Genomic DNA, 24,758 nt, shown 5'->3' with positions numbered 1-24,758 from the left:
GTTCCGGCAAATCTGAAAATATATCAATATATTTGTATTACTCATAAATCTTATGCAAAAATTTAATTTAGTTAATATTGTATTCTTTATATTTCATATTACAGGATTCGGCAATGAATATAACATCAAATCTTTTGGTGCTATAGGTGATGGTGTAACGATCAATACCATCGCAATACAAAAAGCAATTGATAAGGCACATGCTGATGGAGGTGGCATGGTAGTCATCCCAGCTGGTAAATTTGTTTCAGGATCAATTATTTTGAAAAATCGTGTAGGACTGCATCTTGATAAACGCGCTATATTATTGGGAAGTGTTGATTTTAAAGATTATATAAGACTCTATAAATGGATGGCTTTAATACTTGCAGAGAATGCTTCCAATATTTCAATAAGTGGAAAAGGAACTATTGATGGCAGAGGTGCTGAACTAGGATTGCATGTCGACAGCCTTTTTTATGCTGGCCAAATCGATAGTCATAATTATCATATTGCAGAAAAAAGACCATGGCACGAATTGCGGCCACATATCATTGAATTCACTGGTTGCCGCAATATTAAAATAACTAATGTCAGGATAAAAAATGCCGCTAGTTGGGTTCAATCTTATGAAAAATGTAAAAATATCATTATCCACAAGATTCATGTAGACAGCGATGCGTATTGGAACAATGATGGTATTGATATTGTAGATTGCCAAAATGTACAAATCACGAATTGTTTTATCAATGCATCAGACGATGGCATATGCATTAAATCAGAAGATTTTAGTTTATCCCAAATTTGCGATAGCATATACATTGCAGATTGCACCATACGTTCTAGTGCATCCGCAGTAAAGTTTGGCACATCCCTGGTGAGCGGCGCCAGAAATGTGGTAATTAGAAATATTAAAATCTACGATACTTTTAGATCCGCTATTGCTATTGAAGCCACGCAAGGTGGGTTTATCGAAAATGTACTCGTGGAAAATATCGTAGCAAAAAATACGGGGAACGCTATTTTTATGCGTATTGGCAGAGTGCGAGGTGCTGAAAAAGCCGGCCCATTGCGAAATGTCACCATCAGAAATATGAAAGTGATAGTACCCTTTGAAAAACCTGATATCAACTATAAAATAAGAGGTCCCGAATTGCCTTTCTTTCACAATATTTTTCCTTCGTCGATTACTGGCAATCCAGGTGTTTATGTAGAAAATGTGATTATTGAAAATATTAAAATCAGATATCCTGGCAAAGGAAATAAAGCCTTTTCCAACCTACCTCTATATCGTATAAAAGATGTGCCAGAACTTGAAACCAGCTACCCTGAATTTTCGATGTTTGGAGAACTACCAGCTTGGGGATTTTATGTCAGGCATGTAAAGGGCATACTTTTTAAGAATATTGATCTCAAAATTAAAGAACCCGATTATCGCCCTGCTATGGTGTTTGACGATACCCATAATTTAAGATTAGAATCCGTAAAAGTGCGCGGTGACAACAAACTATCTCCAATATTTTATAAAGATACCACCCATGTGGAATTTGATAATTTGAAAGTGTATATAAAAAAATAACAGTACTTTATTCCACACAACATAAACCCAGCCGCATGTTTAAAATGAAAAATAAATATGTATTATACTACAGTGCCTTGGTCGCTGCGCTCTCAGGATTTCTATTTGGGTTTGATACCGTTGTTATCTCCGGAGCAGAACAGGATATTCAAAAGATTTGGCAGCTCAACAGTTTTATGCATGGCTTGACAATTAGCATGGCACTTTGGGGTACCGTTTTGGGAGCTTTAATAGGTGGACTCCCTAACGAATATTGGGGACGAAAAAACACCTTGGTACTTGTTGGATTTCTTTACCTTATTTCGGCTATCGGATCGGCCTTTGCTTCAGATGTGTATTCCTTGATCATTTTCAGATTTATAGGCGGTATAGGCATCGGAATATCTACCATTGCAGCCCCACTTTATATTACTGAAATATCACCACCTGAAAAGCGTGGAAAATTAACAGGTATGTTTCAATTCAATATCGTGCTGGGAATTTTAATAGCCTATATTTCAAATGCTTTACTTAGCCACCTTGGCCCAGACTCCTGGCGATATATGCTGGGAGTGCAAGCAATTCCATCTATAATCTATATTCTGTTATGCATTGGATTGCCTGAAAGTCCTCGTTGGTTAATCATTCGTAAAAAAAACACGGCCAAAGCTTCTGAAATTTTTTATACCATAAATCCAATTGCCAGCGAAAAAGAAATCACAGACCTTGTACACAATATTTCAATATCAACAAGTACTGAAAATAATAAAAGAACTTTTTTTACCAAGTCGATGTGGAAGCCTATTTCGCTAGCATTTTTTATTGCATTTTTTAATCAAATGTCTGGAATTAATGCTATATTATACTTTGCTCCGAGAATTTTTGAGTTAACAGGTTTAGGTCAAGAAGCCTCACTACTGCAATCTATTGGTATAGGATTGGTGAATTTGGTATTTACATTAATGGGTCTTTATTTGATCGATAAAGTGGGCAGAAAAACACTGCTTTATTGGGGTTCATTCGGATATATTATTTCCTTAGGTTTGTGCTCGTGGGCTTTCGCTTCTGGATTTGTTGAAATTGTTCCCTATTGCATTTTTGCATTTATTGCTGCACATGCTATCGGGCAAGGAGCTGTAATTTGGGTTTTCATTAGTGAAATATTTCCTAACCAATATCGCAATGCGGGTCAGTCATTGGGAAGTTTTACACATTGGTTTTTCGCTGCATTGTTAACATTAATATTCCCTAAGATGGTAACTATCTTTAATCCTGCTTTAATATTTGGTATATTTTGCATCCTGATGGTTGTTCAACTATTTTGGATAAAAATATGGGTTTTGGAAACTAAAGGAATAGCACTTGAAAATATGGAGAAGAAATTAGGTATTTAAAAATTTGAGAATTGAAATCATCATAAGAAATTAATTCTTCCCATTTTAGTTTATTCTTGATTTGTGGCAAGCGTAGGTTTTATTTGTCTAAATTTTGCTATGTTAGCTAAAATATTACACCTTGTTTTTTGTTTCATATATATGTAGAATGATTAAAATTGAATATTTTTGAAATAAAATGAAATAATTCATTAACTTTATTGCATTATTACAAAGCCGAATCATTTGACCTGATTTGATGTATATGTTTGTGATATTTGTCAAATGATCTTTAGCTGATGCCTTGTTTCATTTTTCAAATTTCAAAACATGATGATTCTTAAAATCAGTACTACCCTTCTCTTTCTCATTTGTTTTTTAACTCCTGCTATCGAAGCGCAATCTAATACTTTATCCGCAGGAGGAAATGCAAGCTCTGCATCCGGATCCGTAAGTTTTTCCATTGGTCAACCCGATTACATTTCTGCTTCCGGTATTACAGGAAATCTTAATCAAGGATTACAACAACCTTTCGAGTTCTTTATCATCACAGGTACTCAAGAAGACAAAATCAACCTACGTTTTAATACATTCCCAAATCCAACGAAGCAAATACTTAATTTGGAAATTAATATGGAGGATGTAACCAATTTAAAATATCAGATATATAATTTAAATGCACAACTGATAAAAAATGAATTAATCAAATCAAAAAACACTATAATTGACTTAAACTTACTTTTGAATGGAACTTACATATTAAAAATCAATCGCGGCCAGCAAGAATTAAAAAGTTTTAAAATTATTAAAAATTAAATAGATGAAAAAGATACTTCAAACCTCCCTTTTCCTATTAATCGGCATAAATATTATAGCTCAAATTCCACAAAAAATAAGCTATCAGGCTGTTGTTCGAAATTCTAATAATCAATTAGTAAGTAACGGAGCAGTTGGAATGCGTGTAAGTATTCTGAAAGAAAGCGCAACTGGAACTACTGTTTATTCAGAAATCTATAATCCCAATCCAATAACCAATACGAATGGATTAATTAGTTTGGAAATTGGTACCGGCATACCGATTACTGGAAATTTTGCAACAATAGATTGGGCAAATGGACCCTATTTTATTAAAACCGAAACAGATCCAACCGGTGCAACGAATTATACAATTATTGCAACAAAGGAGCTAATCAGTGTACCTTATGCTTTGCATGCTGGTAATAGTGTAAGTTATACAGAAGGACAAGGAATAACAATTCAAAACAATAAAATTGCTTTAGCCAGTCAGAATGCACAATCTGGTGAAGTATTAAAATGGAATGGCACAGGATGGAATCCTGCTTCTGATAATGCTGGTGGAAATTATGTAGCAGGACCCGGAATTGATATTAACAATAACACGATTGGACTGGCAAAACAAAATGCTCAATTAGGTCAGGTTTTAAAATGGAATGGCACTTCCTGGACACCCGGAATCGACAGTAATAGTACGAATTTTTGGATGCTAAACGGGAATAACATTTTTAGAAATACAGGATTTGTAGGGATAGGAAATAATAACCCACAATTCCCATTAGATGTGAGACTGGCTAGGAAAAATGGTGTCATGCGAGTGCTGGATGAAGCGATTGATACTGCTCATCGCAGACCATTTTCTGTTAGTTATAATACAAGCGCAAACTCCGGAATTGGGATATTAAGTAGCGCAGGTAAAAATCCGTTTAGAAATATGGATACATTAAGTGGGAATCCTGCCAATACACATATGGGTATCTTAGGAGCTGGAGATGATTTTGGACTTGTAGGAGCAGGCAATACCGGTGTATTAGGTACCGGTTTGGACGGTGGCAGATTTTATGGGTCTGAATTTGGACTTGTTTGTGAGGGAGGACAACAAGGTATGTTAATCTTTGCACCAAATGATAAAATAGGCTTATCAGTGTATGGAAAAACATGGATACAAGGAGAAGAATTAGCAATCTTTAGTGGCAACCCTAATGTGCTTTTTTCTGTTTCTAATTTTTCTGAAACAACAGATAATGCAGGATATTTCGAACTATGGGGCCCAGGAGGAAATAGAAATATCGTTGCCACCGATTTGCTTAACAATCCGGATAATGGTTTTCTAGCTATATTTAATGATGCTACTATTGAAGCTGGAATGTATCTTGACAATAACAAAAGAGGTGTCCTATTTGGCGATATCAAAAATTTCAGAATGAAACATCCAAATAAACCAGGCAAAGAAATCTGGTATGCATCTTTAGAAGGTCCCGAAGCTGCAGCGTATGTAAGAGGTACAGCAGAACTTATAAATGGTGAAGCTATGATTGTTTTTTCCGAAGATTTTCAAATTGTGTCGAATTCAAAAACAATGACCGTAAATTTAACACCAGGTTCTTCAGATTCAAAAGGTCTTGCAGTGATGGATAAAACAAATATAGGTTTTAAAGTAAAAGAACTATTCAATGGAAACGGCAATTACCTTTTTGACTGGGAAGTTAAATGTGTTCGGAAAGGATATGAAGACTACCGAGTGATTCGGGATGCGAATGAAATACAAACAGCAGAATCTAAAAATGCCTACAGATCCGAAAAACAAAAACTTACAAATAGATTAACAAGATATCTAAACAAATAAATTTATTTTTAATAATCAGTTTTATTCGCGTTTTTAAATTCCAATTTATTTATTGATTTATTAAAATAATTCATATTACAAATACACAGAATGAGGAAATAATTGTATTCCATCAAAAATATCTAATAGGAAATAAATTTTAATTGATTGTAAAAATCCAATGGAAAGTCGTTTTTATTTTAACGCCTTTAATTTAGAAACTATAATCACTCGCTATCTATTTGAGAATGCAATTTTCAGCATACCTTTGCCCCAATAGTAAGGCTAAACAAAAGCTCTATTTAACTTTACATTGTATCCATTGTATGATATTTTCAACTATTAAATTAACATTATGACAATTAGTAAAAAAATGGAATTATCAACTAAACAAAGTGAAGAACTAATCAACATTTTAAAAGTCCGGTTCGAAAAAAATATGAATCGGCATAACGGGCTCGAATGGGCCAATGTGCAAAAGAAACTCGAAACAAATAATGGAAAACTATGGTCGCTCAATGAAATGGAAATAACAGGAGGAGAACCGGATGTGATTGCTTATGATAAAAAAACAGAAGAATACATATTTTATGACTGCTCAGCAGAAAGTCCAAAAGGTCGCAGAAGTGTTTGTTACGACCGGGAAGCGCTGGATTCCAGGAAGAAATTCAAACCAGAAAATAATGCACTCGATATGGCTGGAGCAATGGGTATAGAAATTTTGAATGAGGCGCAATATAGAGACTTACAGAAAGTTGGGACTTTTGATACAAAAACATCTAGCTGGGTGAAAACACCTCCTGACATAAGAAAACTTGGTGGAGCTCTTTTTACTGATTTTCGTTATAATCATGTTTTCGTTTATCACAATGGTGCCTCTTCGTATTATGCTGCAAGGGGTTTCCGGGGTTTGTTAAGGGTTTAAAGATTCCAACGACAACTTAGAATTTAAATGTGGATATTAAAAAAGGGATTTGCATAATTTGGGAACCAGCATTCATTTCAGGAATCTAATTCTTTCTATCTCTTTTAATTTTTGAATAAAAACTACCCCAAAAAGTATTTTACGCTTCGGTTGTTTTAAAAATAGCAAACAAACCTCATTACCAATAATTTAAAATTCTTATTAATTATAGTTTCAGTATATTTATATGCTTAAGCAGCTTTTTATGTCTTAATCAGATCTTATTCTTATGGTACATATTAAATATTTACAAAATACTTTACAACTGATTTTTTTATTCCTTGCATCGCAGGCTTTAATGGCACAGTGCAGCCCTCCAATGTCACAAACTTGCAGCAATGCCAATATCCTATGCTCATTGGATGAAATCGATGGCTTGACATGCTCCAGTTCTAGTACCATACCCAGCTCATGTTCCCCGATTTGTTCGCAAGGTGGACAAAGTGAAAATACAAGCTGGTGGGGATTTTTAGGCAACGGAGGAAATGCTTCCGTTACAATTACCGTTGGCACCTGTTCAAATAGTCAAGGGCTTGAATTTGGCATTTTGGGTTATTGCAAATGTGCGCATCAAGTTGTTTGTCGTTCCAATCCGTGTATTCCTCCAGGTGCCGTCGAAACTGTAAATGCAACCTTATATCAATGCACAGAATATTATTTATGGGTTGATGGTTGTAATGGAGATATATGTGATTTTACAATTAACACGACCGGCGGTGCAGCTCCTACTTTAGATCCGATCGGTTATATCAATAATGAAGCTAGCCGCATCATTACAGGGGTGTGCGCAGGTTGCTATAAATCTTTTAGAATTGAAAACCTTAGTGATGCGTGCAATTCATATTATGTTTGGGAACTTGATGGCCAAACGATTACCGAAGGAGTATACCAAAATGAAATTGAGTATAGGTTTCCTAATAATGGTGAATTTCAGCTTTGTGTGACCGCTTATATCCGGAATCCTAAAAATCAAAACATAATTTGCGATCAACAAGGTCCACAATGTGCCACTGTGAAAGTCTCAGGCCTTCCAGATAGAATCGGAACTCCCAGAAACATATGTTGGGAATCCGCAAATCCTAAAGGATTTTCATGGCATTCACAGAAAATATATAGTTCCGGAACCTATAGAGCAAAACTTAAGTCTGGCTGTTGTGATTTTGACTCCGTAGTACAATTTACGGTACTTGAATTCCCGAATCCAGAAATAGTGTATTATATAAGTTGTAATAATGAACCGTATTCAGATTTACTTGGAAAAAAACATTTCCCATGCTTGGTTAGATCAAACGAGATTTTACCAAAAACAACAAATCCGTATAGATGCGATAGCACCATTATATTGACTGTAATAAATGCCAACTTCGAGCCAACTTGGTCGGCAAATTGTATTAACGGAATGATTGAGCTCGTACCGAATGTAAGCATAATAAAAACTTGCGATGCCGGTGAAACCTATGAATTTGATTACAGTTGGTATAAAAAAAGGGATCCTTCTAAAATTATCAGCAAGGAAGAACGATTGTTAGTTAACACACTGTCTGAAGAGTATTGCTTAACCGTAACTGTAATCACCGTAATAGATTCTGAAGTATCTTTTTGTACAAAAACTTTTTGTGAGTCCATAGATGAAGGAAATATAACCCCGGAGTGCTTCCCACTCACTGGAACGTCCGTATATTGCTTCAATCGCATTGGCAAATATCGAATTGATACTTTCATTCCAAAAAATGTAAATTTTTATAATTGGACTGTTGATGGAGGACAAATTATATCTAAAATTGACAGCGCTATTGTAGATGTAAACTGGACATTTAACGCCGGAGATACCGGAAAAATATGTGCATCCTATAATGTGGATTGCGGAACAAGTTGTATTAAATGTATACCCGTATTCTTAGAAAAAACGATAGCTGGTCCGGATTATTCACAGAGAGGCTTATCAGCTTATCTGGATGCATTGCCAAATCCAAATGGTATTTGGAAGTTAATCAGTGGTCCTTATAATGTTACGATTTTAGACCCAACTAATCCTGGAACAAAAATTTCAGCTTATAACTACGGTACCTATTGCTTTGAATGGACAATTACAGATAACAATTGCACATTAAAAGATACGCTTTGTATCGAATTATACAATCTTAAAAAAGCAAGTCCGGAATATGCTGACAATCATCGTTTTACTCGAAGATTTAATCAATCTGGCAATATTGAAAATCAAATTAATCTATATACTCCAAATCTAATCTCAGAAAATGGATCCAGCTATTTAATGCTTCAAAACAACATCCCTAGCCCACTCTATTGTACATGGTTCGACATTTATGGAAAACAGGTTTTAAATCAGCAAATTAACAATGAAGGTGGTGTGCAACGGATTGAAATTAATACACCAAAACATAGTGGTATCTATTTCCTACATTTAAATGTCGGTGGAGTTCAGTTTGTAAATAGAGTCTGCATTCTGAATTAAATTGATTTAATCCTGGCTTTGCTCTACTCCAATTTTGGGTCTTGGCAAAATATTTAGATATTATATAAATTAAAAGCCACTTAAACAATCCACAGTTTTAAGAACATTTATAATTTATTGTTCAAAGAGTAATCAATTTCCAATAAAACAGTTGTATTCTAAACACATTGAACATCTGGATTTTTCAAGAAAAGGAATTATTTATACACCATGCAAGATCATTGATTAGCATGATAATTTAAATAGTTTACAAATTCCATATTAAAAATAGTGATACTTCAAATATTTTATATTTTTCAAGATCCAACTACTATAAAATCAAATTATAATATATACCTTAACCGCTTCATTCAGTAATTCATTTTTATGACAATTGCTAAAATTCTATGTATCCTCATTTCATCGGTTAATATTTATCTCGGCATTCGCTTTTTCCTAAATGTTATCAATGTATTGCAAACGAGCAAGTATTCGTCTACAGCAACCGCTTTATATGCTTTTCTTTTTTTATGCCTTGGATTCGCAGGCCTCTATGTTACCTTAGTTAAATCAAACATAAAACTAGCACTCTGGATGGGCATCGGACCCTGGGCAATAATTTTGGTTTTTCTACTTGTCAATATGATCTTTGGTGATTACCATTAAAATATCAAGCATTAGATAAGATTAAATCCATTTTGTAATTTAGTACATTTAAATTAACTTAGATTAAACAAGTATAAACTAAACAAAATCGATAATGAAAAACATTAATGAAATTCCTTTACTTTTAATTTTAATGAGTGTCGGATATACAATAAACTTCGCATTAGGCATTGCGGGTTCTACATTTTCACCTGAAAGTTTCTGGCAAATGACTTGTTGGCAAATGGGCGATGCTGCGGCAATAATGGCTAGTGTTTTAGCAAGTAGATATATCGGCACAAAAGGATTTCACATAGTCCCTGCTGGATTTACACTTTTAGGAATTGCATATGGCGTATCCTTCGCTTCAAGTGCATTCAATGCTATCAATGAAGATAAAATGGCAACGATTATATTACCTTTACTTCCAGCATTATTGCTAATAAGCATTGGTAAATTTTTTCCTGTTTGGGTTCGATTTTTGTCCGCCGTAACCTGTATTCCATTTTTCTTTATTTACCTAAGCGTTATTAAGGGTACTTATTCATTTGAAAATATTTCAAATGTACTTGCATATTCTGGAATTCAATTGCTTGGAGTAATTTGGTCAATATATATGTTTTTGAATTTCAAATCAACATCTTCAGCATCAAATCCGATTGTCAAAAATTAATACAATAAATAGTCCATAATCAGTTCTACCACGAGTATCTATAATACAGATAGGTAAATTGGAGGAGTCCAGTTGAACCAATTGTGCAAAAGCTGAAATACTCCATAAATTAAAAAAAGCAAAGATTTAAATTTCAGATTAGCACTATTTAAATCAAACCTAGCGAATATTCTGAAAATCAAAATATTTCGCTACACTGATCCAAATTAAGTTTAAATAGGCTAGCTGAAAATTTGACTATATGCCAATTGATGTTGGTTAGATTTAAAATAGAATCCAACTCTTAGAATTTCAACTAAACCTTAAAAAATTGCTTTAAACCTGGAAAGAAACACCTTGCAAATACAGTTATGTATAATTAATTTAAAATATTTTTAAAATAATTACAGAAATATTTTGTGCAACCACGTAATTGCACATATATTTGCAACCACATAGTTGCCAATTAATAATATGGAAATAAGACGCGACGTTTTCCAAGCAATTGCAGATCCGACAAGGAGAGCAATTCTTGGGCTTATTGCTTTACATGCAATGACCCCGAATGCACTTACGGAACATTTTGAAACGAGTAGACAAGCTGTTTCAAAGCACATAAAAATATTAACCGAATGTCAACTTATATTTCAGGAACAAAATGGCCGAGAAATTTACTATCATTTTAATCCTAAAAAAATGAAAGAAATTGCCGACTGGTTAGCGCCCTTTCAAAAAATGTGGGAAGACCGGTTTAACCAACTTGACAAGGTATTACTCAATTTAAAAAACAAAAAGCATGGAAATAGAAAAGTTAGATAGTATATCGCACGGTTCTTATAGATTTATTCATTCAGATTTCAATGGTAGTGGCTTAAGCTTTGGCTTCAATGGGGTGATTCCCGAAGTATCAGAAACTGAAAGAATGATTCGAACATTTGAATTTGAAGGACTCTCTGAACGCTACCATGTTTCATTAGAATTATTAACTTTATCCACCTTGCCAAATAACCGATGCAAATTACACATTCAATTTGTTTTTAAGTCTGTGGAAGACTGAGATGGAATGATACAATTTGGTATGGAAAGAGGAATGAATGAAGGCTTTCAAAAAAATAGATAAACTTTTAAAAACAATAAATAAATCTAAAAATATGACTCAAAAATTATTAATGGAATTTACTGTAAACAAAGAGAATAATTCAATTTCAGTAAAAAGAGAATTTGCAGCCGCGTGTCCTTTAGTTTGGGATGCTTATACGAAACCAGAAATACTTGACCAATGGTGGGCGCCTGAACCATGGAAAACGAAAACAAAATCAATGGACTTCAGAGAAGGCGGTCATTGGCATTATGCAATGGTTGGACCAGCAGGTGAGGAACATTGGGCATGGGCTGATTACGAACATATTCAAATCTATCATGTGTTCACAGGACTCGATGCATTTGCAGATATTGATGGGAACATAAACCAAAATTTACCGCAATCAAAATGGGAAGTAAAATTTATTAACAAAGATCCACATACATTCGTTGAATTATACATTACATATCCTGATTTAGAACAACTTGAAGCAACTATTCAAATGGGCTTCAAAGATGGCTTAACCATGGCTATGGAAGGCTTAGACAGATATTTTACAAAACAAATAAAATAATTATTATGACAACAAAAATTACAGTAAACACTACCGTAATTGCTTCGATTGAAAATGTATGGAAAGCGTGGACCACACCAAATGATATCCTGCAATGGAACCATGCATCGGATGATTGGCATACAACTAAAGTGGAAAATAATTTGGAAGCAGGAGGAACATTTAGTTTTAGAATGGAAGCTAAAGATGGAAGTTTCGGCTTTGATTTTAATGGCATTTATGACTGCATTAAAATAAATGAACTAATAGAATATACTATGGCGGATGGAAGAACTTCAATAATAACTTTTAGTACACATGACAATGAAGTTTTTATTAGTCAAACGTTTGATGCAGAAACACAAAACACCATTGAATTACAACAATTTGGTTGGCAATCCATCATGAATAATTTTAAAAAATATATAGATAATGAAAATAACTAAAATCTTGTTTTGGGTAACAACAAGCTTTCTCTTTTTAACGCAAGGTATTATGCCTATTTTGACTATCCATGCTGAAGACACAAAAGATGCCATGAATCAATTAGGCTACCCTACTTACTTTGGAATTATGTTGGCTGTTTTTAAATTTTTTGGTGGCTTCGTTTTGATGATTCCTAAGATTCCTTCCAGAATTAAAGAGTGGGCATATGCAGGCTTTACATTTGACTTTATTGCAGCATTGGTAAGTATTATTGTTGTATATGGGATTGGAACAACAACTTTAATTCCAATAATAGTTATAGCCATATTGACGCTCTCATATGTAAGCTATCATAAATTAAATCCAACAGTATAATAAATTCACAAAAATGGAATCCATAAAGCTGTAAAATAATACTAATGTGTTTTATATGAATTCAGTTTCAATTCCAGGCAAAGATCCTGAATCCTTTAAAAGGCTACATGAACGGATTTCAGTTGCACTTTACGATTAAAGGTATCTCGCAATTTCGTGCCGACGACTTGGAAGTAACTTTTAAAATTGCAGAAATATTTGTTAATGACAAACAAGATTTAGCAAAAAAACGGTTGGTAGTTGGGTCCGGAAAGAAGGAAATAAAGAGCCCCAAAAATTGATAGATTTTTAAACAAACATGCCGCTACCATGCAGCGGATAATGCTTCGTTATGCCATTGAAGAACTAGATAAAAGCATACAAAATTTTTATTTAAAAAATAATATTCAAATATATTTAAAACTCAAAATAAAAAAATGCAAAAGACATATTTATAATTCTAAATTAGTACTTCTAACTGGATGAGATTTCAACTAAATCAACAAAATACAATTTCAAGTAAATTAATTATTACCTAAATAAAGTTAATTTTTTAGCTATATTTGAATAATAATCAATCAATTCAAGATATAAAAAATATTTCAACATGTTCCCAAAGTTAACAAACTACAAGTTAAATCAAATTTAATGTATCTAAAATATATAATAGCATTCTTCTTCGTTTCGGGCAAAATTTTTAGCCAAACCACAGACTCTGAACTCTTATATTCAATAGACCAATTAAAAACTGATTTCTTATTTATGAAAACCCAGTTGGAAAACCAGAATCCAAACCTATTCTTGTATAATCCAAAATTTATAGTCGATTCAATATTTAATAAAATGTATGTTGCAATTGACAAGCCAATGACCGCCACAGAATTTTATCAATATATTTGTACCATTCAACCAACTATACAAGATGGTCATAATTACATTCTTCCAAGTCTGCCACTACAAACATTTCATAAAGAGAATTCATTATACTTTCCAATCAATTTTACAGTCTATGACCAAAAGTTTTATGTAACTCAAAATTTTAGTAACGACGCTAGTATTCAACCTGGAGATGAAATCATATCCATAAATGGAGTAAAATCTATAGATTTATTTAATTATTTAGTCTCTCATCAAGTTCGCGACGGTAACAACTTACATTATCCTGAATGGATTTCACAAAACTATTTTAGGTCTTACTATGGATTTCTATTTGGATTTAAAAGCTATTACTTGTTGGAAATAAAGAATTCATTGAATGTTGTTGCAAATAAAAATATAGCTGCATTACCTCTTAATTCCATTAAAAAAAGAAGAGGCGAAAGCCTACCTTTGAGATATGATAGAATAGATTTTGAGAAAGGCATTTCATGGCAGTATGATGAAAACCAAAATTATATGCTACTTTCCTTACGAACCTGGAGCAACAATTTACTTAAATCAGAATATAAACAAAAATTTAGAAAAGAAATTGATGTTTTTATTAAACAATTAGAATTAAGCAAAACGAAAAATCTCATCATTGACTTAAGAGGCAATCAAGGGGGCGATGGACAGAACGGAATTTATTTACTAAAACATTTACTGAATCATTCCTTTAATTATTTCTATTCAGTCAAGACTTTTAATAAGCATCATAAATTAATAAATGCTGCTAAAAGCTTGACTAAAACCCAGAAGCCTTCCGGATACATTTACCAAGGAAATATAGTTGTCCTTATAAATGGTGGAAGTTTTTCAAACTCTGGAATCTTTGCATCCTTAATAAAAATCTACAACAGGGGCAAATTAATAGGTTCGGAAACAGGCGGAAATGATGTAATTTTATCAGGTGGTGAAGGTTTTTTCAGCTTGCCCAATACAAAACTAAATGTTTTCAAAGCAACACACCAAATGCAAGTAACGAATAAAATTCAAAACACTGGTGCCGGGGTTAAGCCAGACATAGAGATTAAACCAAGTTTACACAACATACTAAATAACGAAGATCTTGTTTTAAAGAAAACTATAGAATTCATTAATGAAAATAAATCTCGCTAAAATTGTATTATGACAAAACAAATTTTACTTTGGCTTAATTTTATATTTTCAGTTAGCTATTTAACCGGACATATATTTGACTATTTTGTAATAATGTCAAACTGGAAATATGGCAATATTGAATTGCTCCTAAATTATAGATCTTTTTTTAAAAATGCAGATCCTGGAGTTTTCTTCCGAATAATTGTCCCAGCCACTGTTATCATTTCGCTTATTAGCTTCATAGCTTACTTAAGAAACGATAAAAAAATTATTTATATGTTGAGTGTTCACTTTGTTCTAACGATAGCAGCATTTTTATTTACTATGTTCTACTTTTTACCTATCAATAATTATTTATTTTGGGGGAATGGAATAAATTTAGAGCCCGTTAAAACTATGGCATTAGCAAAAAATTGGGTGCTTGGAGAAAATTTTAGAATAATCCAAGGTTTTCTTTGTGTAATCGCTTCTGCACGTGCACTGCATTTATCATATTCTAAGGTTGCCTAAACATATTGAAATCAGAAATTCTTTGAAAATTTAAATAATTCAAATAATTTCGTATAATTAAATCTATTATTAAGTATCCAAATTAGGCAAAAAATATGCATATTAAATAGCTCATGGAAACTAAAGATGGGAAACGTGCAATCTATGCTAAAACAAGGTTGGAATGACGTGAATGGTTACGATATAATTGTCAAACCGAAAAATCTGTTTGGCTAATTTTGTATCACAAAAAAGTAAAGTACAAAGCAACAATTTAATGGAAACTACTGAAGAAGCAATATGTTTTGGTTGGATAGATAGTTTAGGTAAAAAAAAGGATGTGGAATTTACTATTTGAACTTTACTCCAAGAAATCTTAAAAAAGCAAATGGAGTAAACCCAACAAGGAACGAGCTGAACGAATGATTTAACAAGGACTTATGACATTAAATGGACTAAAATTAAATGATATGGCTAGAAAACCAGGATTCTGAGAATAAAAAATATAAATTACATCTTAGCTACAAAATAGGCCTAATATATCAAAAAACCTTACGAAATTGCGTTTTCCAGATTATGATACCGAATTCAAATCACTTTAGAGCAGTATATTTGCGTCTTGCAAATAAAAAATATGCATATTAATTTAGAATGGTTTCGAGGTAAAATCATACAAAACCTATAGACTATTTAGCAAAACGAATGGTAATCTTAATAATTTTAACACTTATATTAATAAATGGCATTTTCTCAATGTCAGAAATGTCCTTAGTATCTTCCCGGAAATTTAAGTTAGAAAATGCTAAAAGGAAAGGTAGTAAAGGAGCAAAAACAGCATTAGAACTTTCGGAAAATCCTTCTAAGTTTTTATCAACCGTCCAAATAGGGATTACTTTGATTGGAATCTTATTAGGAGTTTACAGCGATGAAAATCTGACAAAAAATGTTACAGCCTATTTGATCACATTTGAACCACTGATCCCATATGCTAATTATATCGCTACAGGTGCGGTTGTAATTTTTGTAACTTATTTGTCCATTATTTTGGGCGAACTACTACCTAAAAGATTAGGAATGACATTCCCTGAACCCATTGCCATAAGATTAGCAAGACCAATGCAAATAATTTCTGTGGTCACTTCCCCATTTGTTTGGCTATTAACATCCACTAACGAAATTCTTTTAAAACTAATTGGAATTAAAAAAACAAGTGAAAGTAAAGTTTCTGAAGAAGAAATAAAATCCATTATTAAGGAAAGTGCTGAAGGAGGAGAAATTCAAGATATTGAGCATAATATCATGGAACGCGTTTTTGAAATGGGAGACCGAAAGGTAAATACACTTTTTACGCACCGTGGCGAAATTGTTTACTTCACTACGAGCGATACTTGGGAAGAAATTAAATTCAAAATCAATCAAGAAAAACATTCCGCGTATCCCGTCACACAAAGTAATAATTTAGATGATATTCTAGGAATCGTGCTACTAAAAGATTTATTTACACCTACTGCAGACAAAGAATTTAATATTCTGGATTATGTTAAAAATCCGCTGTATCTGAACGAAAATACTTATGCTTACAAAGTCTTAGAACTATTTAAAAAAGAAAAAATGCATTATGGTATTGTAGTAGATGAATATGGCACAACCATAGGAATTGTAACGATGGATGATGTGGTAGATGCATTAATTGGAGAAGTCACAGAAAATGATCAAGACGAATACCAAATTACCCAAAGAAATGAAAATAGCTGGTTCGTAGATGGACAATATTCCATTTTTGATTTTGTGAAATATTTTGATATCGAACTAGATGAAAACTATCAGAATAAATTCACTACAGTTGCAGGATTGGTAATTTACAAAAATAACACTTTGCCTGAAATTGGGGAAAAATTTGATTTTGATAAATACGAACTCGAAATCATAGACAAAGATGGACAACGGATTGATAAAATCCTTGTCACTAAAAAATAAAGTACAATAAAACCTTAGTCTAGATTATAACTAAATCGTTTAAATTGAACATCGCATTGAAATACGAATTCTAAAAAGTTTACCAAAAAACTTTTTTATTCAAAATATACTTCCCAATAGTTTCTAATATTTTCGGTACCAAAAAGTGCATTCCACCTATTAAAATAGTTTCCTATACACTCCTAAAGTACCATACAAAAAATGGCACTTTAGAGGTATTGTCAAATCTCAAGAAAGGCTCCAATTTTGCATTCAGCTAGAATTTGAATAATTATAAAAACAAATGGCTATCACAAATACATTTAAAACTAAGTCTTATTTATATTCTCGATAAATAAAAACGAATCCTTAAAAATAACATTGAAATAAATAATTGTAATCATTAATCAACCTTAAACAAATAATTATGAAAAAATTAATTCTTCCTTTCGCCTTTGCCCTATTTTTCCTGAATTCCTGCAATGATGGAAAACAGCCAGAAATTGAAAACCGCTTAATTGCCATTGAGAAATCATTAGCTATTAAAGATTCACAAATAACAGGCTTAAGTGAACTTGCATATTATAATGCATTGGATACTGCGGCCTTAGAAAACGATTCTTTTAATATAGCGCTCATTACGTTTGCTGCTTTTCAAATTCCAAATCCAGCTTCTTGTAAGGCTGCTTGTCTAAATAAATTGAAGAGACATTTAAATATTTGTCGACATGTACCACCAGCAAATCGCATTTGGTGCGAGACAACAGCTTGCAATAATTACAGGACATGCATTGCCAGATGTCATTGATTAAGATCCAAACACAAACCATAAAAAGCCCTCTTCAAAGAACTGAAGAGGGTTTTTTTTTGACTTCAATATCACACAAATTTTAATAAAAGCTCCTATCTGAATTGCATGAATACATGCATTAATTCAATGAATGCCATACTTTTGTATTGCTTTCAATCGAAAACGCAAAACCATAAAAACAGAATATGGCAAAAAGGATTTCAAAAATATTTAACACAAGAAAAATAATAAATAAAATAAATTTATTGGGTCATGGTTATAATCGTATTTTCACTCATAAATAATTTAAACTATCCAATTTAATAAAATTTCAAATGAAAGCAAGTATCTATACAAAATATGGTCCACCTGAAGTTGTCAAAATTACGAATGCACATAAACCTACTCCAAAAGACAATGAAGTCCTAATTAAAATTCATGCGACCACTGTAAATCGAACCGATTGCGGATTTAGAAGTGCCGAGTATTTTATAGTCCGATTTTTTAGTGGTCTATTTAGGCCGAAAAATAAGATCCTGGGAAGCGAATTTGCAGGAGAGATTGAAACCATGGGCAAAGATGTAAAGTCGTTCAACATTGGAGATCGGGTGTTTGGATATAATGATAAAAGCTTTGGAGCCCATGCTGAGTACATGCTTATGCAAGAAGATGATGCCATAACAACGATGCCAACTAAACTATCGTATTTAGAATCGGCCCCGATTATAGAAGGTGCTCATTATGCACTTTGTGATATTCGAGCTGCAAAAATCAAAAATGGACAACAGGTTTTAATAAATGGTGCTACCGGTGGTATTGGTTCATCTGCCGTTCAACTTGCAAAATATTTTGGCGCAGAAGTAACAGCAGTTTGTGCTACGCATTCCATCGAACTGGTAAAATCATTAGGTGCTGATGATGTCATTGACTATACTAAAGAAGATTTTACAAAACGTACTAAGAAATTTGATGTAGTTTTTGATGCAGTAGGTAAAAGCTCTTTTGGAAACTGTAAAGCAATACTTAAGTACGATGGAATCTATATGTCGACAGAGCTTGGATATATGTCACAAAATATATTTCTAGCCCTAATAACCGCTTTCTTTGGCAAAAAAAAAGTCTTATTCCCTATACCAACAATCAATAAAGCAGACGTAAATTTTTTAAAAAATCTTGTAGAAACCGGACAATTCAAACCAGTAATCGATCGGGTTTATTCATTAGATCAAATCGTTGAAGCCTATAAATATGTTGAAACTGGTCAAAAAATTGGAAACGTAGTCATAAAAGTTATAGCTTAAATAATTGTAGAACGACCTAACATTTATTAATTTACTTATGATAACTTAACAGCCAATATAAATGTTTAAGTATAAAAAGTAAATTCATTTGAAAGATTAAAATTAAACTATTATTTTTGTTTGATTGCAATTCCTATAGTCTTAGGAACCGACTACATTTTAGAAGGCAATATTGAAAATCTGAAAAGCGAATCCTATAAAATGTGATTTTAAAAGGATTTACGACAAGCATTTTAGTGAGCACCTATTTTAAAAATAAAGATTCTAAAAAACTAATATAAAGAACATGAAAAGTGCCATTTTTTTTATAATACTATTTATATTCCCGGCATGCATACTTACTTTGGATGCTCAATCTTTTACAGACCTAAACGAATTAAAAGGGTATTCAATGAAGGCGTATTATAGTCCGGGAAATGAAGCAAGGGCTAAAATTATTGTTGGCAGATGTGAAAAAACAATTCAATATGTACATGGATTGGTAGGATTTACACCCACCGTTAGTCTTTTTATTTTAAACCCTGAGCATTGGAAAAAATATGCCACATTTCCGGTCTATGGAATGCCCCATTATCCTGATAAAGAAAGACTAATAATCGCATCAGAAGATAATGATTTTTGGAAAAGTTTTATACCGCCACTTGAGCAGCTACCAACAGAATTAGCCTCAAAAATAAAACAAACATATTCCAATCCTTCTGGTTCATTAAGCATGATGCCATTTTTTGATTTATTGGCCTTACATGAATTAGGACATGGATTCCATGAACAAGCGGGTTTAACAATGCAAAGACTTTGGATGCAAGAATTGTTCTGCAATATAATGCTCCATACTTATATCGCTACAAACGAACCCACGAATTTACCTGCATTAGAAATATTTCCAGAAATGGTCGTAGCCAACGGTACAAAAGGTTTCAATTTTACAAGCTTGACTGATTTCGAAAATCGATATGACAATATGGATCCTCGGAATTATGGTTGGTATCAATGCAAATTGCATGTTGCAAGTAAAAATATATATGAAGCAGGTGGAGAACAGGTTTTGGCAAAATTATGGACAGGGCTATTATTGCATAAAGCAAAAATGAATGATTCTGAATTTGCTGCCTTTCTGAATTCTGAAGTCCACCCTGAAGTAACAAAGGTACTTACCGCATGGTAAGCCATTAGCTCAATTCAATTTATCTAGATCAATACAGTATAATAATTGCCACTTTAAAGAAATTAATCAAAATCGATATACATGAAGCATTCTTGCCACAGCAAAATTTAAATATTTATAAAATATGTCTAAACAGATCAGAAATGGTGCCAAAGGAGCCTTGCTTGACGTTTACGAAAAAGCAATTGAAGAATTAATAACTGTTGTAAGCAATATTCCAAATAGCGCTTTAACAGTACCACTGGATGTGAAAACAACGGATGTAAATTGCAAAACGATTCAATCTATTTTGTCCCATGTAATAAGCTCGGGTTATGGCTACGCAATTAGTATTCAGAATTTAAAATTTAAAAATTTGGATCGGCCAGAGAAATCATTCCACGAAAACGTTTCAGAATATATTGAAGATTTGACCAAGGTTTTTAATTTCACCGAAACCGTTTTCAATGAAATCCATGACCATGAATTAGAACAATCTGACAATGCTTTAAAAATCAAAACATCCTGGGGTCAAATATACGATATAGAGCAAATAACGGAACATGCCATTGTACATATTCTAAGACATAAACGACAAATGGAAAACATTAAGATAAATTTGATGAAATGAATGTTTAAAACAGAATAAATCTCTTTTTTTTATAAAAAATTCTTAAAACAGAAAATTTTAAATATATTTGTAATCCTTGTCTGCATTTATAGTTTTTAATAAAAAATAAATTACTCTATTATGAAATTTAAAATGCTTTTTACATTATTGGTTGCAAGTATATGCTTGTTTTCCAGTTCTTGTGGTGGAGATGATGATGGTGGCACGAAACCATGTTCTATTGCTTATGCTGATGAATTACAGGATGAACTTAACACCCTGAATGCAGCCGCTCAAGCCTACGCTTCAAATCCATCAACTACCACTTGCAATACCTATAAAAATGCCGCACAAGCTTATGTGAATGCATTGGAACCTTATGGGAATTGCGCCACTTTGACAGGTCAAGCACGAACTGATTGGGAAGCCTCATTAGCTGCAGCAAAAGCTTCCGTTGCTGCAATTAAATGTTAGTCTAAACAGAATCGCACTGACAATTTTCTATTTCTTTGAAACGGATAAGTATATCTTATTAGAGCTGATTGATATATTTTTAGGAAAAGTACTTAATAATTTCTTGAAATTCCTTTGGTATTAAGCTGGCTCCACCAACTAAAACACCGTCTATATCTGGCATTAATGATAAAGATTCAGAATTTGAAGCCTTTACGCTTCCGCCATAAATAATACGTATGTTATTGGCACATTGCTCATTAAAAAGATGTCTAATCTGTTCCCGGATCCATAAATGCATAGCTTGAGCTTGTTGAGCCGTGGCATTGATACCAGTACCAATAGCCCATATTGGTTCATAAGCTATAATCAATTGTGCCAACATTTCTGCCTCTAACCCTTTTAAATCAAGCAATAATTGATTTGCAACAAATTGATTTTCAGATCCACTTTCTCGCACTTCTAAGGTTTCCCCACAACAATAGACCACTTCAAGACCTGCATTTATAGCATGCTGTATTTTCCTGGAAACTACCATGTTTTCATTAAAATCGGCTGCTCTCCGCTCACTATGACCTAGTATTACATGCGAACATGCGATATCAACCAACATTTCTGCTGAAACTTCCCCTGTGTAAGCCCCAAATGAATTTATATGACAATTTTGGGCCCCTATGAGTATTCCTTCCTTTGTTAGATCTATAAGATATGGAAGGTGCGTATAAGGTGGACAAATTAATACATCCAATCTGGAAGTCCATTCCACATCTATTAATTGACGGACTAAAGCATTGGCTTCGGTAGGAAGAATATTCATTTTCCAATTTGCTGCAACAAGAGATTTTCTAAGGAAATGGTTCATAATGCGTAAAATTATTAAATTATTAACGTAAATATTATTCACAGGTCCATCTAACTTGGCCTAATTTTGGGATTCAATTTTTCGAAACCATCAATATGACCCCGGATAAAAACCCCTCTCCTTACGAATACATAGACAGGGATATAAGTTGGCTGAATTTTAATTACAGAGTTTTACAAGAAGCTAAAGATAAATCAGTACCACTTTTGGAACGATTAAAATTTTTGGCTATCTATTCATCAAATCTTGGTGAGTTCTTTAGGATTCGGGTAGCGCATCACCGCAATCTTAAAAAGTTGGGCAAAAATACCAAAAGCCAATTAGATTATAACCCGAATATACTTTTAAAACAATTATATAAAATAGCAAATACACATCTCCTTGAGTTTAATGATATTTTTGAAAATCAAATAATACCAGAATTAAGACTTCATAATATATTTCTATTATCACAATTGGAAATATCAAAAGCGCAAGAACAATTTCTGGATATCTATTTCAAAGAAAATTTATTGCCATTTGTACAGCCTGTTTTGCTGATTGGAAATAAAGTAAAGCCCTTTCTCAATAATTCTGAATTATATTTAACAATTATATTAAAGGATAAAGATGCTGAAATTAATGCACATCAATTTGGCATTGTAAAAATTCCTTCAGATCATCTTCCAAGATTCATTGAGCTACCGAGTGAGAAAGGCAGGCATGATATTATTTTATTAGATGAAATCGTACGTTATTCCATTAAATGGCTATTTCCAGGATTTGATGTAATTAATTCGTATTCCATAAAAATTACCCGGGATGCAGAATTATATATTGAAGATGAATTTAGTGGAGACTTAATGGAAAAAATTAAGAATAGCTTAATTAAAAGAAATATCGGACCCGCATCCAGACTCGTTTATGATGATGCCATGCCTAAAGAAATGCTTGATTATTTCCTGAATCTACTTGAAATTAATCGAGGCGACTTAACTCCAGAAGGTCGATATCATAATAATTTTGATTTTATACATTTTCCGGATTTTGGAAAGAAAGAATTAAAAAACCGAAATCTAAAACCAATTGATTATAAAGCCTTAGCAAATACTGAAAACTTTTTTGATCAAATCCGAAATCAGGAACATTTATTATGCTTTCCATTTCATAATTATGAACCTGTTATACAATTTTTTGAACAAGCTTCAAAAGATCCTGATGTTACTCAAATAAAAGTAACACAGTACCGGGTGGCAAAAAAATCAAGAATTATGGATGCCCTAAAATATGCAGCCGCAGAAGGTAAAAGTGTTTTTGTATTTATTGAAGTGAAAGCCCGATTTGATGAAGCGGCGAATCTTGCTTGGGGAGAAGAAATGGAAAAACAAGGAGTGAAAGTCAGATATAGTTTTCCAGGCTTAAAAGTCCATGCCAAAACAGCTCTAATATCCCGGAAGGAAAATGACGAAATTAAACATTATACCTATTTATCAACCGGAAATTTCCATGAACAAACAGCAAAAATTTATGTGGATTATGGATTTTTTACTACGGATGAAAATATTACAACAGAGGTAAATCGTTTTTTTAGTTTTTTAGAAAACATTAAAATACCCTCTTTACCATTTAAACATCTTTTAATTGGTCAATTTAATTTAAATGATGAAATTCATGAGCTCATTGCATATGAAAAAGAACAAGCTGAACAAGGGAAAAAAGCTAGAATTCTCTTAAAATTAAATAACCTTCAGGATACTGAAATGATCAATTTATTATACGATGCTAGTCAGGCAGGTGTGCATGTTCAATTGATTATAAGGGGCATTTGTTGTATGGTAGTTGGGAAAAATAAATTGAGTGAACATATTGAAGGTATCAGCATCGTAGATCGTTATTTAGAACATAGCAGGGTCTATTACTTTTATCATAATGGTGAAGAAAAAATCTTTTTATCATCTGCAGATTGGATGGTTAGAAATTTACATTTCAGAATAGAAACAGCATTTCCAATTTACAACCCGGCAATTAAGAAAATAATCCTTGATAATATTAATTTTCAATTAAAAGACAATATCAAAGCTCGTTCTATTCACCATGATTTTATAAATAAATATATAAAAACAGATCCAAAGAAAAAATTTCAATCCCAAATTGAAACTTACAAATACTTTAAAGAACAAAATGAGAAATGAAAATCACCCTTTTATATATACCTTTCCCAAATGTACTTTCAGCAAAAAAAATTAGTAAAGTACTATTAAAGGAAAAATTTGCCGCCTGTATACAATTAATTCCTGTAGATTCCTTATTCCAATGGAATGGGAAAATTGTAAATTCTAAAGAAATTGCGCTTCTTGTAAAAACATTGGATTCTAAAAAAAAGAAGGCTAAGAATTTAATTCTAGAATATCACCCATATGAAATTCCATGTATCATACAAACGAACGTACAGGTTAATAAATCCTATTTTGAATGGATGAAAACAAACTTGGCTTAAG

General features: G+C 32.7%; 24 protein-coding genes. 23 read left to right on the top strand and 1 reads right to left on the bottom strand.

Annotation, left to right across the window (positions count from 1 at the left end; genetic code table 11):
• Positions 1–52 precede the first annotated feature (52 nt).
• The 21 genes from IPO86_08950 to IPO86_08850 all read left to right on the top strand — a co-directional run bounded on the left by IPO86_08950 (position 53) and on the right by IPO86_08850 (position 21,440).
• The gene (locus IPO86_08950) at positions 53–1,558 is read left to right on the top strand and encodes a right-handed parallel beta-helix repeat-containing protein (GenBank protein MBK9728229.1); all 1,506 of its coding nucleotides are present in this window, start codon (positions 53–55) and stop codon (positions 1,556–1,558) included.
• Positions 1,559–1,602: 44 nt separating this feature from the next.
• Positions 1,603–2,931, top strand: a complete 1,329-nt coding sequence (locus IPO86_08945; GenBank protein MBK9728228.1) for a sugar porter family MFS transporter — start codon at positions 1,603–1,605, stop codon at positions 2,929–2,931.
• Between the two features lie 309 nt (positions 2,932–3,240).
• Positions 3,241–3,726: a T9SS type A sorting domain-containing protein gene (locus tag IPO86_08940; GenBank protein ID MBK9728227.1), complete on the top strand. Its 486-nt coding sequence runs from the start codon at positions 3,241–3,243 to the stop codon at positions 3,724–3,726.
• Positions 3,727–3,730: 4 nt separating this feature from the next.
• Complete coding sequence (locus tag IPO86_08935) at positions 3,731–5,551, top strand: hypothetical protein (protein ID MBK9728226.1); 1,821 nt, start codon at positions 3,731–3,733, stop codon at positions 5,549–5,551.
• Positions 5,552–5,885: 334 nt separating this feature from the next.
• Positions 5,886–6,455, top strand: a complete 570-nt coding sequence (locus IPO86_08930; protein ID MBK9728225.1) for a DUF4256 domain-containing protein — start codon at positions 5,886–5,888, stop codon at positions 6,453–6,455.
• A 268-nt stretch (positions 6,456–6,723) separates the two neighbouring features.
• Positions 6,724–8,967 (top strand): hypothetical protein, encoded by a 2,244-nt coding sequence (locus tag IPO86_08925; GenBank protein MBK9728224.1) that lies wholly within the window; start codon positions 6,724–6,726, stop codon positions 8,965–8,967.
• A 366-nt stretch (positions 8,968–9,333) separates the two neighbouring features.
• On the top strand, positions 9,334–9,612 hold the full coding sequence (locus IPO86_08920) for a hypothetical protein (GenBank protein MBK9728223.1): 279 nt from the start codon (positions 9,334–9,336) through the stop codon (positions 9,610–9,612).
• 94 nt (positions 9,613–9,706) lie between these two features.
• Entirely contained in the window at positions 9,707–10,264 is a 558-nt protein-coding gene (locus IPO86_08915; GenBank protein MBK9728222.1) for a hypothetical protein, read from the top strand.
• Positions 10,265–10,717: 453 nt separating this feature from the next.
• On the top strand, positions 10,718–11,062 hold the full coding sequence (locus IPO86_08910; protein ID MBK9728221.1) for a winged helix-turn-helix transcriptional regulator: 345 nt from the start codon (positions 10,718–10,720) through the stop codon (positions 11,060–11,062).
• Positions 11,040–11,300, top strand: a complete 261-nt coding sequence (locus IPO86_08905) for a hypothetical protein (GenBank protein MBK9728220.1) — start codon at positions 11,040–11,042, stop codon at positions 11,298–11,300. The genes IPO86_08910 and IPO86_08905 overlap by 23 nt, the downstream gene beginning before the upstream one ends.
• Positions 11,301–11,394: 94 nt before the next feature.
• A complete protein-coding gene (locus IPO86_08900) occupies positions 11,395–11,898 on the top strand; it encodes an SRPBCC domain-containing protein (GenBank protein MBK9728219.1) in 504 nt (167 codons plus the stop codon).
• Positions 11,899–11,903: 5 nt separating this feature from the next.
• Positions 11,904–12,323, top strand: coding sequence for an SRPBCC domain-containing protein (locus IPO86_08895; protein ID MBK9728218.1), 420 nt, complete (start codon positions 11,904–11,906; stop codon positions 12,321–12,323).
• The gene (locus IPO86_08890) at positions 12,310–12,678 is read left to right on the top strand and encodes a DoxX family protein (GenBank protein MBK9728217.1); all 369 of its coding nucleotides are present in this window, start codon (positions 12,310–12,312) and stop codon (positions 12,676–12,678) included. Before IPO86_08895 ends, IPO86_08890 begins: the two co-directional genes overlap by 14 nt.
• A gap of 741 nt (positions 12,679–13,419) precedes the next feature.
• Positions 13,420–14,694 (top strand): S41 family peptidase, encoded by a 1,275-nt coding sequence (locus IPO86_08885; GenBank protein ID MBK9728216.1) that lies wholly within the window; start codon positions 13,420–13,422, stop codon positions 14,692–14,694.
• Between the two features lie 9 nt (positions 14,695–14,703).
• A complete protein-coding gene (locus IPO86_08880; protein MBK9728215.1) occupies positions 14,704–15,186 on the top strand; it encodes a hypothetical protein in 483 nt (160 codons plus the stop codon).
• A 681-nt stretch (positions 15,187–15,867) separates the two neighbouring features.
• Positions 15,868–17,142 (top strand): HlyC/CorC family transporter, encoded by a 1,275-nt coding sequence (locus IPO86_08875; GenBank protein MBK9728214.1) that lies wholly within the window; start codon positions 15,868–15,870, stop codon positions 17,140–17,142.
• Between the two features lie 406 nt (positions 17,143–17,548).
• Positions 17,549–17,929: a hypothetical protein gene (locus IPO86_08870; GenBank protein ID MBK9728213.1), complete on the top strand. Its 381-nt coding sequence runs from the start codon at positions 17,549–17,551 to the stop codon at positions 17,927–17,929.
• 317 nt (positions 17,930–18,246) lie between these two features.
• Positions 18,247–19,212: an NAD(P)-dependent alcohol dehydrogenase gene (locus IPO86_08865; GenBank protein MBK9728212.1), complete on the top strand. Its 966-nt coding sequence runs from the start codon at positions 18,247–18,249 to the stop codon at positions 19,210–19,212.
• 286 nt (positions 19,213–19,498) lie between these two features.
• On the top strand, positions 19,499–20,377 hold the full coding sequence (locus tag IPO86_08860) for a hypothetical protein (protein ID MBK9728211.1): 879 nt from the start codon (positions 19,499–19,501) through the stop codon (positions 20,375–20,377).
• Between the two features lie 124 nt (positions 20,378–20,501).
• Complete coding sequence (locus tag IPO86_08855) at positions 20,502–20,987, top strand: DinB family protein (protein MBK9728210.1); 486 nt, start codon at positions 20,502–20,504, stop codon at positions 20,985–20,987.
• A 120-nt stretch (positions 20,988–21,107) separates the two neighbouring features.
• Positions 21,108–21,440 carry a hypothetical protein gene (locus IPO86_08850; GenBank protein ID MBK9728209.1) on the top strand — a complete coding sequence of 111 codons (333 nt, stop codon included), beginning with the start codon at positions 21,108–21,110 and terminating at the stop codon, positions 21,438–21,440.
• Positions 21,441–21,519: 79 nt separating this feature from the next.
• On the opposite strand, the gene IPO86_08845 is transcribed toward IPO86_08850, so the two are convergent.
• Complete coding sequence (locus tag IPO86_08845) at positions 21,520–22,281, bottom strand: triose-phosphate isomerase (protein MBK9728208.1); 762 nt, start codon at positions 22,279–22,281, stop codon at positions 21,520–21,522.
• Positions 22,282–22,376: 95 nt separating this feature from the next.
• Here IPO86_08845 and ppk1 point away from each other — a divergent pair, with 95 nt between their 5' ends.
• Complete coding sequence (ppk1, locus tag IPO86_08840) at positions 22,377–24,452, top strand: polyphosphate kinase 1 (GenBank protein MBK9728207.1); 2,076 nt, start codon at positions 22,377–22,379, stop codon at positions 24,450–24,452.
• Positions 24,449–24,757, top strand: a complete 309-nt coding sequence (locus IPO86_08835; GenBank protein MBK9728206.1) for a divalent-cation tolerance protein CutA — start codon at positions 24,449–24,451, stop codon at positions 24,755–24,757. Before ppk1 ends, IPO86_08835 begins: the two co-directional genes overlap by 4 nt.
• Position 24,758: the final 1 nt, after the last annotated feature.

This window comes from Saprospiraceae bacterium (assembly GCA_016717265.1).
Taxonomy (GTDB): Bacteria; Bacteroidota; Bacteroidia; order Chitinophagales; family Saprospiraceae; genus Vicinibacter.
Note: the sequence above shows the minus strand (reverse complement) of the source record. Positions and strands in the feature narration are given on the sequence as shown.

Bases quoted from the DNA above. Each gene is read 5' to 3' on its own strand.
- IPO86_08950 (MBK9728229.1), top strand. From the start codon at position 53: ATGCAAAAATTTAATTTAGTTAATATTGTATTCTTTATATTTCATATT.
- IPO86_08945 (MBK9728228.1), top strand. From the start codon at position 1,603: ATGAAAAATAAATATGTATTATACTACAGTGCCTTGGTCGCTGCGCTC.
- IPO86_08940 (MBK9728227.1), top strand. From the start codon at position 3,241: ATGATGATTCTTAAAATCAGTACTACCCTTCTCTTTCTCATTTGTTTT.
- IPO86_08935 (MBK9728226.1), top strand. From the start codon at position 3,731: ATGAAAAAGATACTTCAAACCTCCCTTTTCCTATTAATCGGCATAAAT.
- IPO86_08930 (MBK9728225.1), top strand. From the start codon at position 5,886: ATGACAATTAGTAAAAAAATGGAATTATCAACTAAACAAAGTGAAGAA.
- IPO86_08925 (MBK9728224.1), top strand. From the start codon at position 6,724: ATGGTACATATTAAATATTTACAAAATACTTTACAACTGATTTTTTTA.
- IPO86_08920 (MBK9728223.1), top strand. From the start codon at position 9,334: ATGACAATTGCTAAAATTCTATGTATCCTCATTTCATCGGTTAATATT.
- IPO86_08915 (MBK9728222.1), top strand. From the start codon at position 9,707: ATGAAAAACATTAATGAAATTCCTTTACTTTTAATTTTAATGAGTGTC.
- IPO86_08910 (MBK9728221.1), top strand. From the start codon at position 10,718: ATGGAAATAAGACGCGACGTTTTCCAAGCAATTGCAGATCCGACAAGG.
- IPO86_08905 (MBK9728220.1), top strand. From the start codon at position 11,040: ATGGAAATAGAAAAGTTAGATAGTATATCGCACGGTTCTTATAGATTT.
- IPO86_08900 (MBK9728219.1), top strand. From the start codon at position 11,395: ATGACTCAAAAATTATTAATGGAATTTACTGTAAACAAAGAGAATAAT.
- IPO86_08895 (MBK9728218.1), top strand. From the start codon at position 11,904: ATGACAACAAAAATTACAGTAAACACTACCGTAATTGCTTCGATTGAA.
- IPO86_08890 (MBK9728217.1), top strand. From the start codon at position 12,310: ATGAAAATAACTAAAATCTTGTTTTGGGTAACAACAAGCTTTCTCTTT.
- IPO86_08885 (MBK9728216.1), top strand. From the start codon at position 13,420: ATGAAAACCCAGTTGGAAAACCAGAATCCAAACCTATTCTTGTATAAT.
- IPO86_08880 (MBK9728215.1), top strand. From the start codon at position 14,704: ATGACAAAACAAATTTTACTTTGGCTTAATTTTATATTTTCAGTTAGC.
- IPO86_08875 (MBK9728214.1), top strand. From the start codon at position 15,868: ATGGTAATCTTAATAATTTTAACACTTATATTAATAAATGGCATTTTC.
- IPO86_08870 (MBK9728213.1), top strand. From the start codon at position 17,549: ATGAAAAAATTAATTCTTCCTTTCGCCTTTGCCCTATTTTTCCTGAAT.
- IPO86_08865 (MBK9728212.1), top strand. From the start codon at position 18,247: ATGAAAGCAAGTATCTATACAAAATATGGTCCACCTGAAGTTGTCAAA.
- IPO86_08860 (MBK9728211.1), top strand. From the start codon at position 19,499: ATGAAAAGTGCCATTTTTTTTATAATACTATTTATATTCCCGGCATGC.
- IPO86_08855 (MBK9728210.1), top strand. From the start codon at position 20,502: ATGTCTAAACAGATCAGAAATGGTGCCAAAGGAGCCTTGCTTGACGTT.
- IPO86_08850 (MBK9728209.1), top strand. From the start codon at position 21,108: ATGAAATTTAAAATGCTTTTTACATTATTGGTTGCAAGTATATGCTTG.
- IPO86_08845 (MBK9728208.1), bottom strand. From the start codon at position 22,281: ATGAACCATTTCCTTAGAAAATCTCTTGTTGCAGCAAATTGGAAAATG.
- ppk1 (MBK9728207.1), top strand. From the start codon at position 22,377: ATGACCCCGGATAAAAACCCCTCTCCTTACGAATACATAGACAGGGAT.
- IPO86_08835 (MBK9728206.1), top strand. From the start codon at position 24,449: ATGAAAATCACCCTTTTATATATACCTTTCCCAAATGTACTTTCAGCA.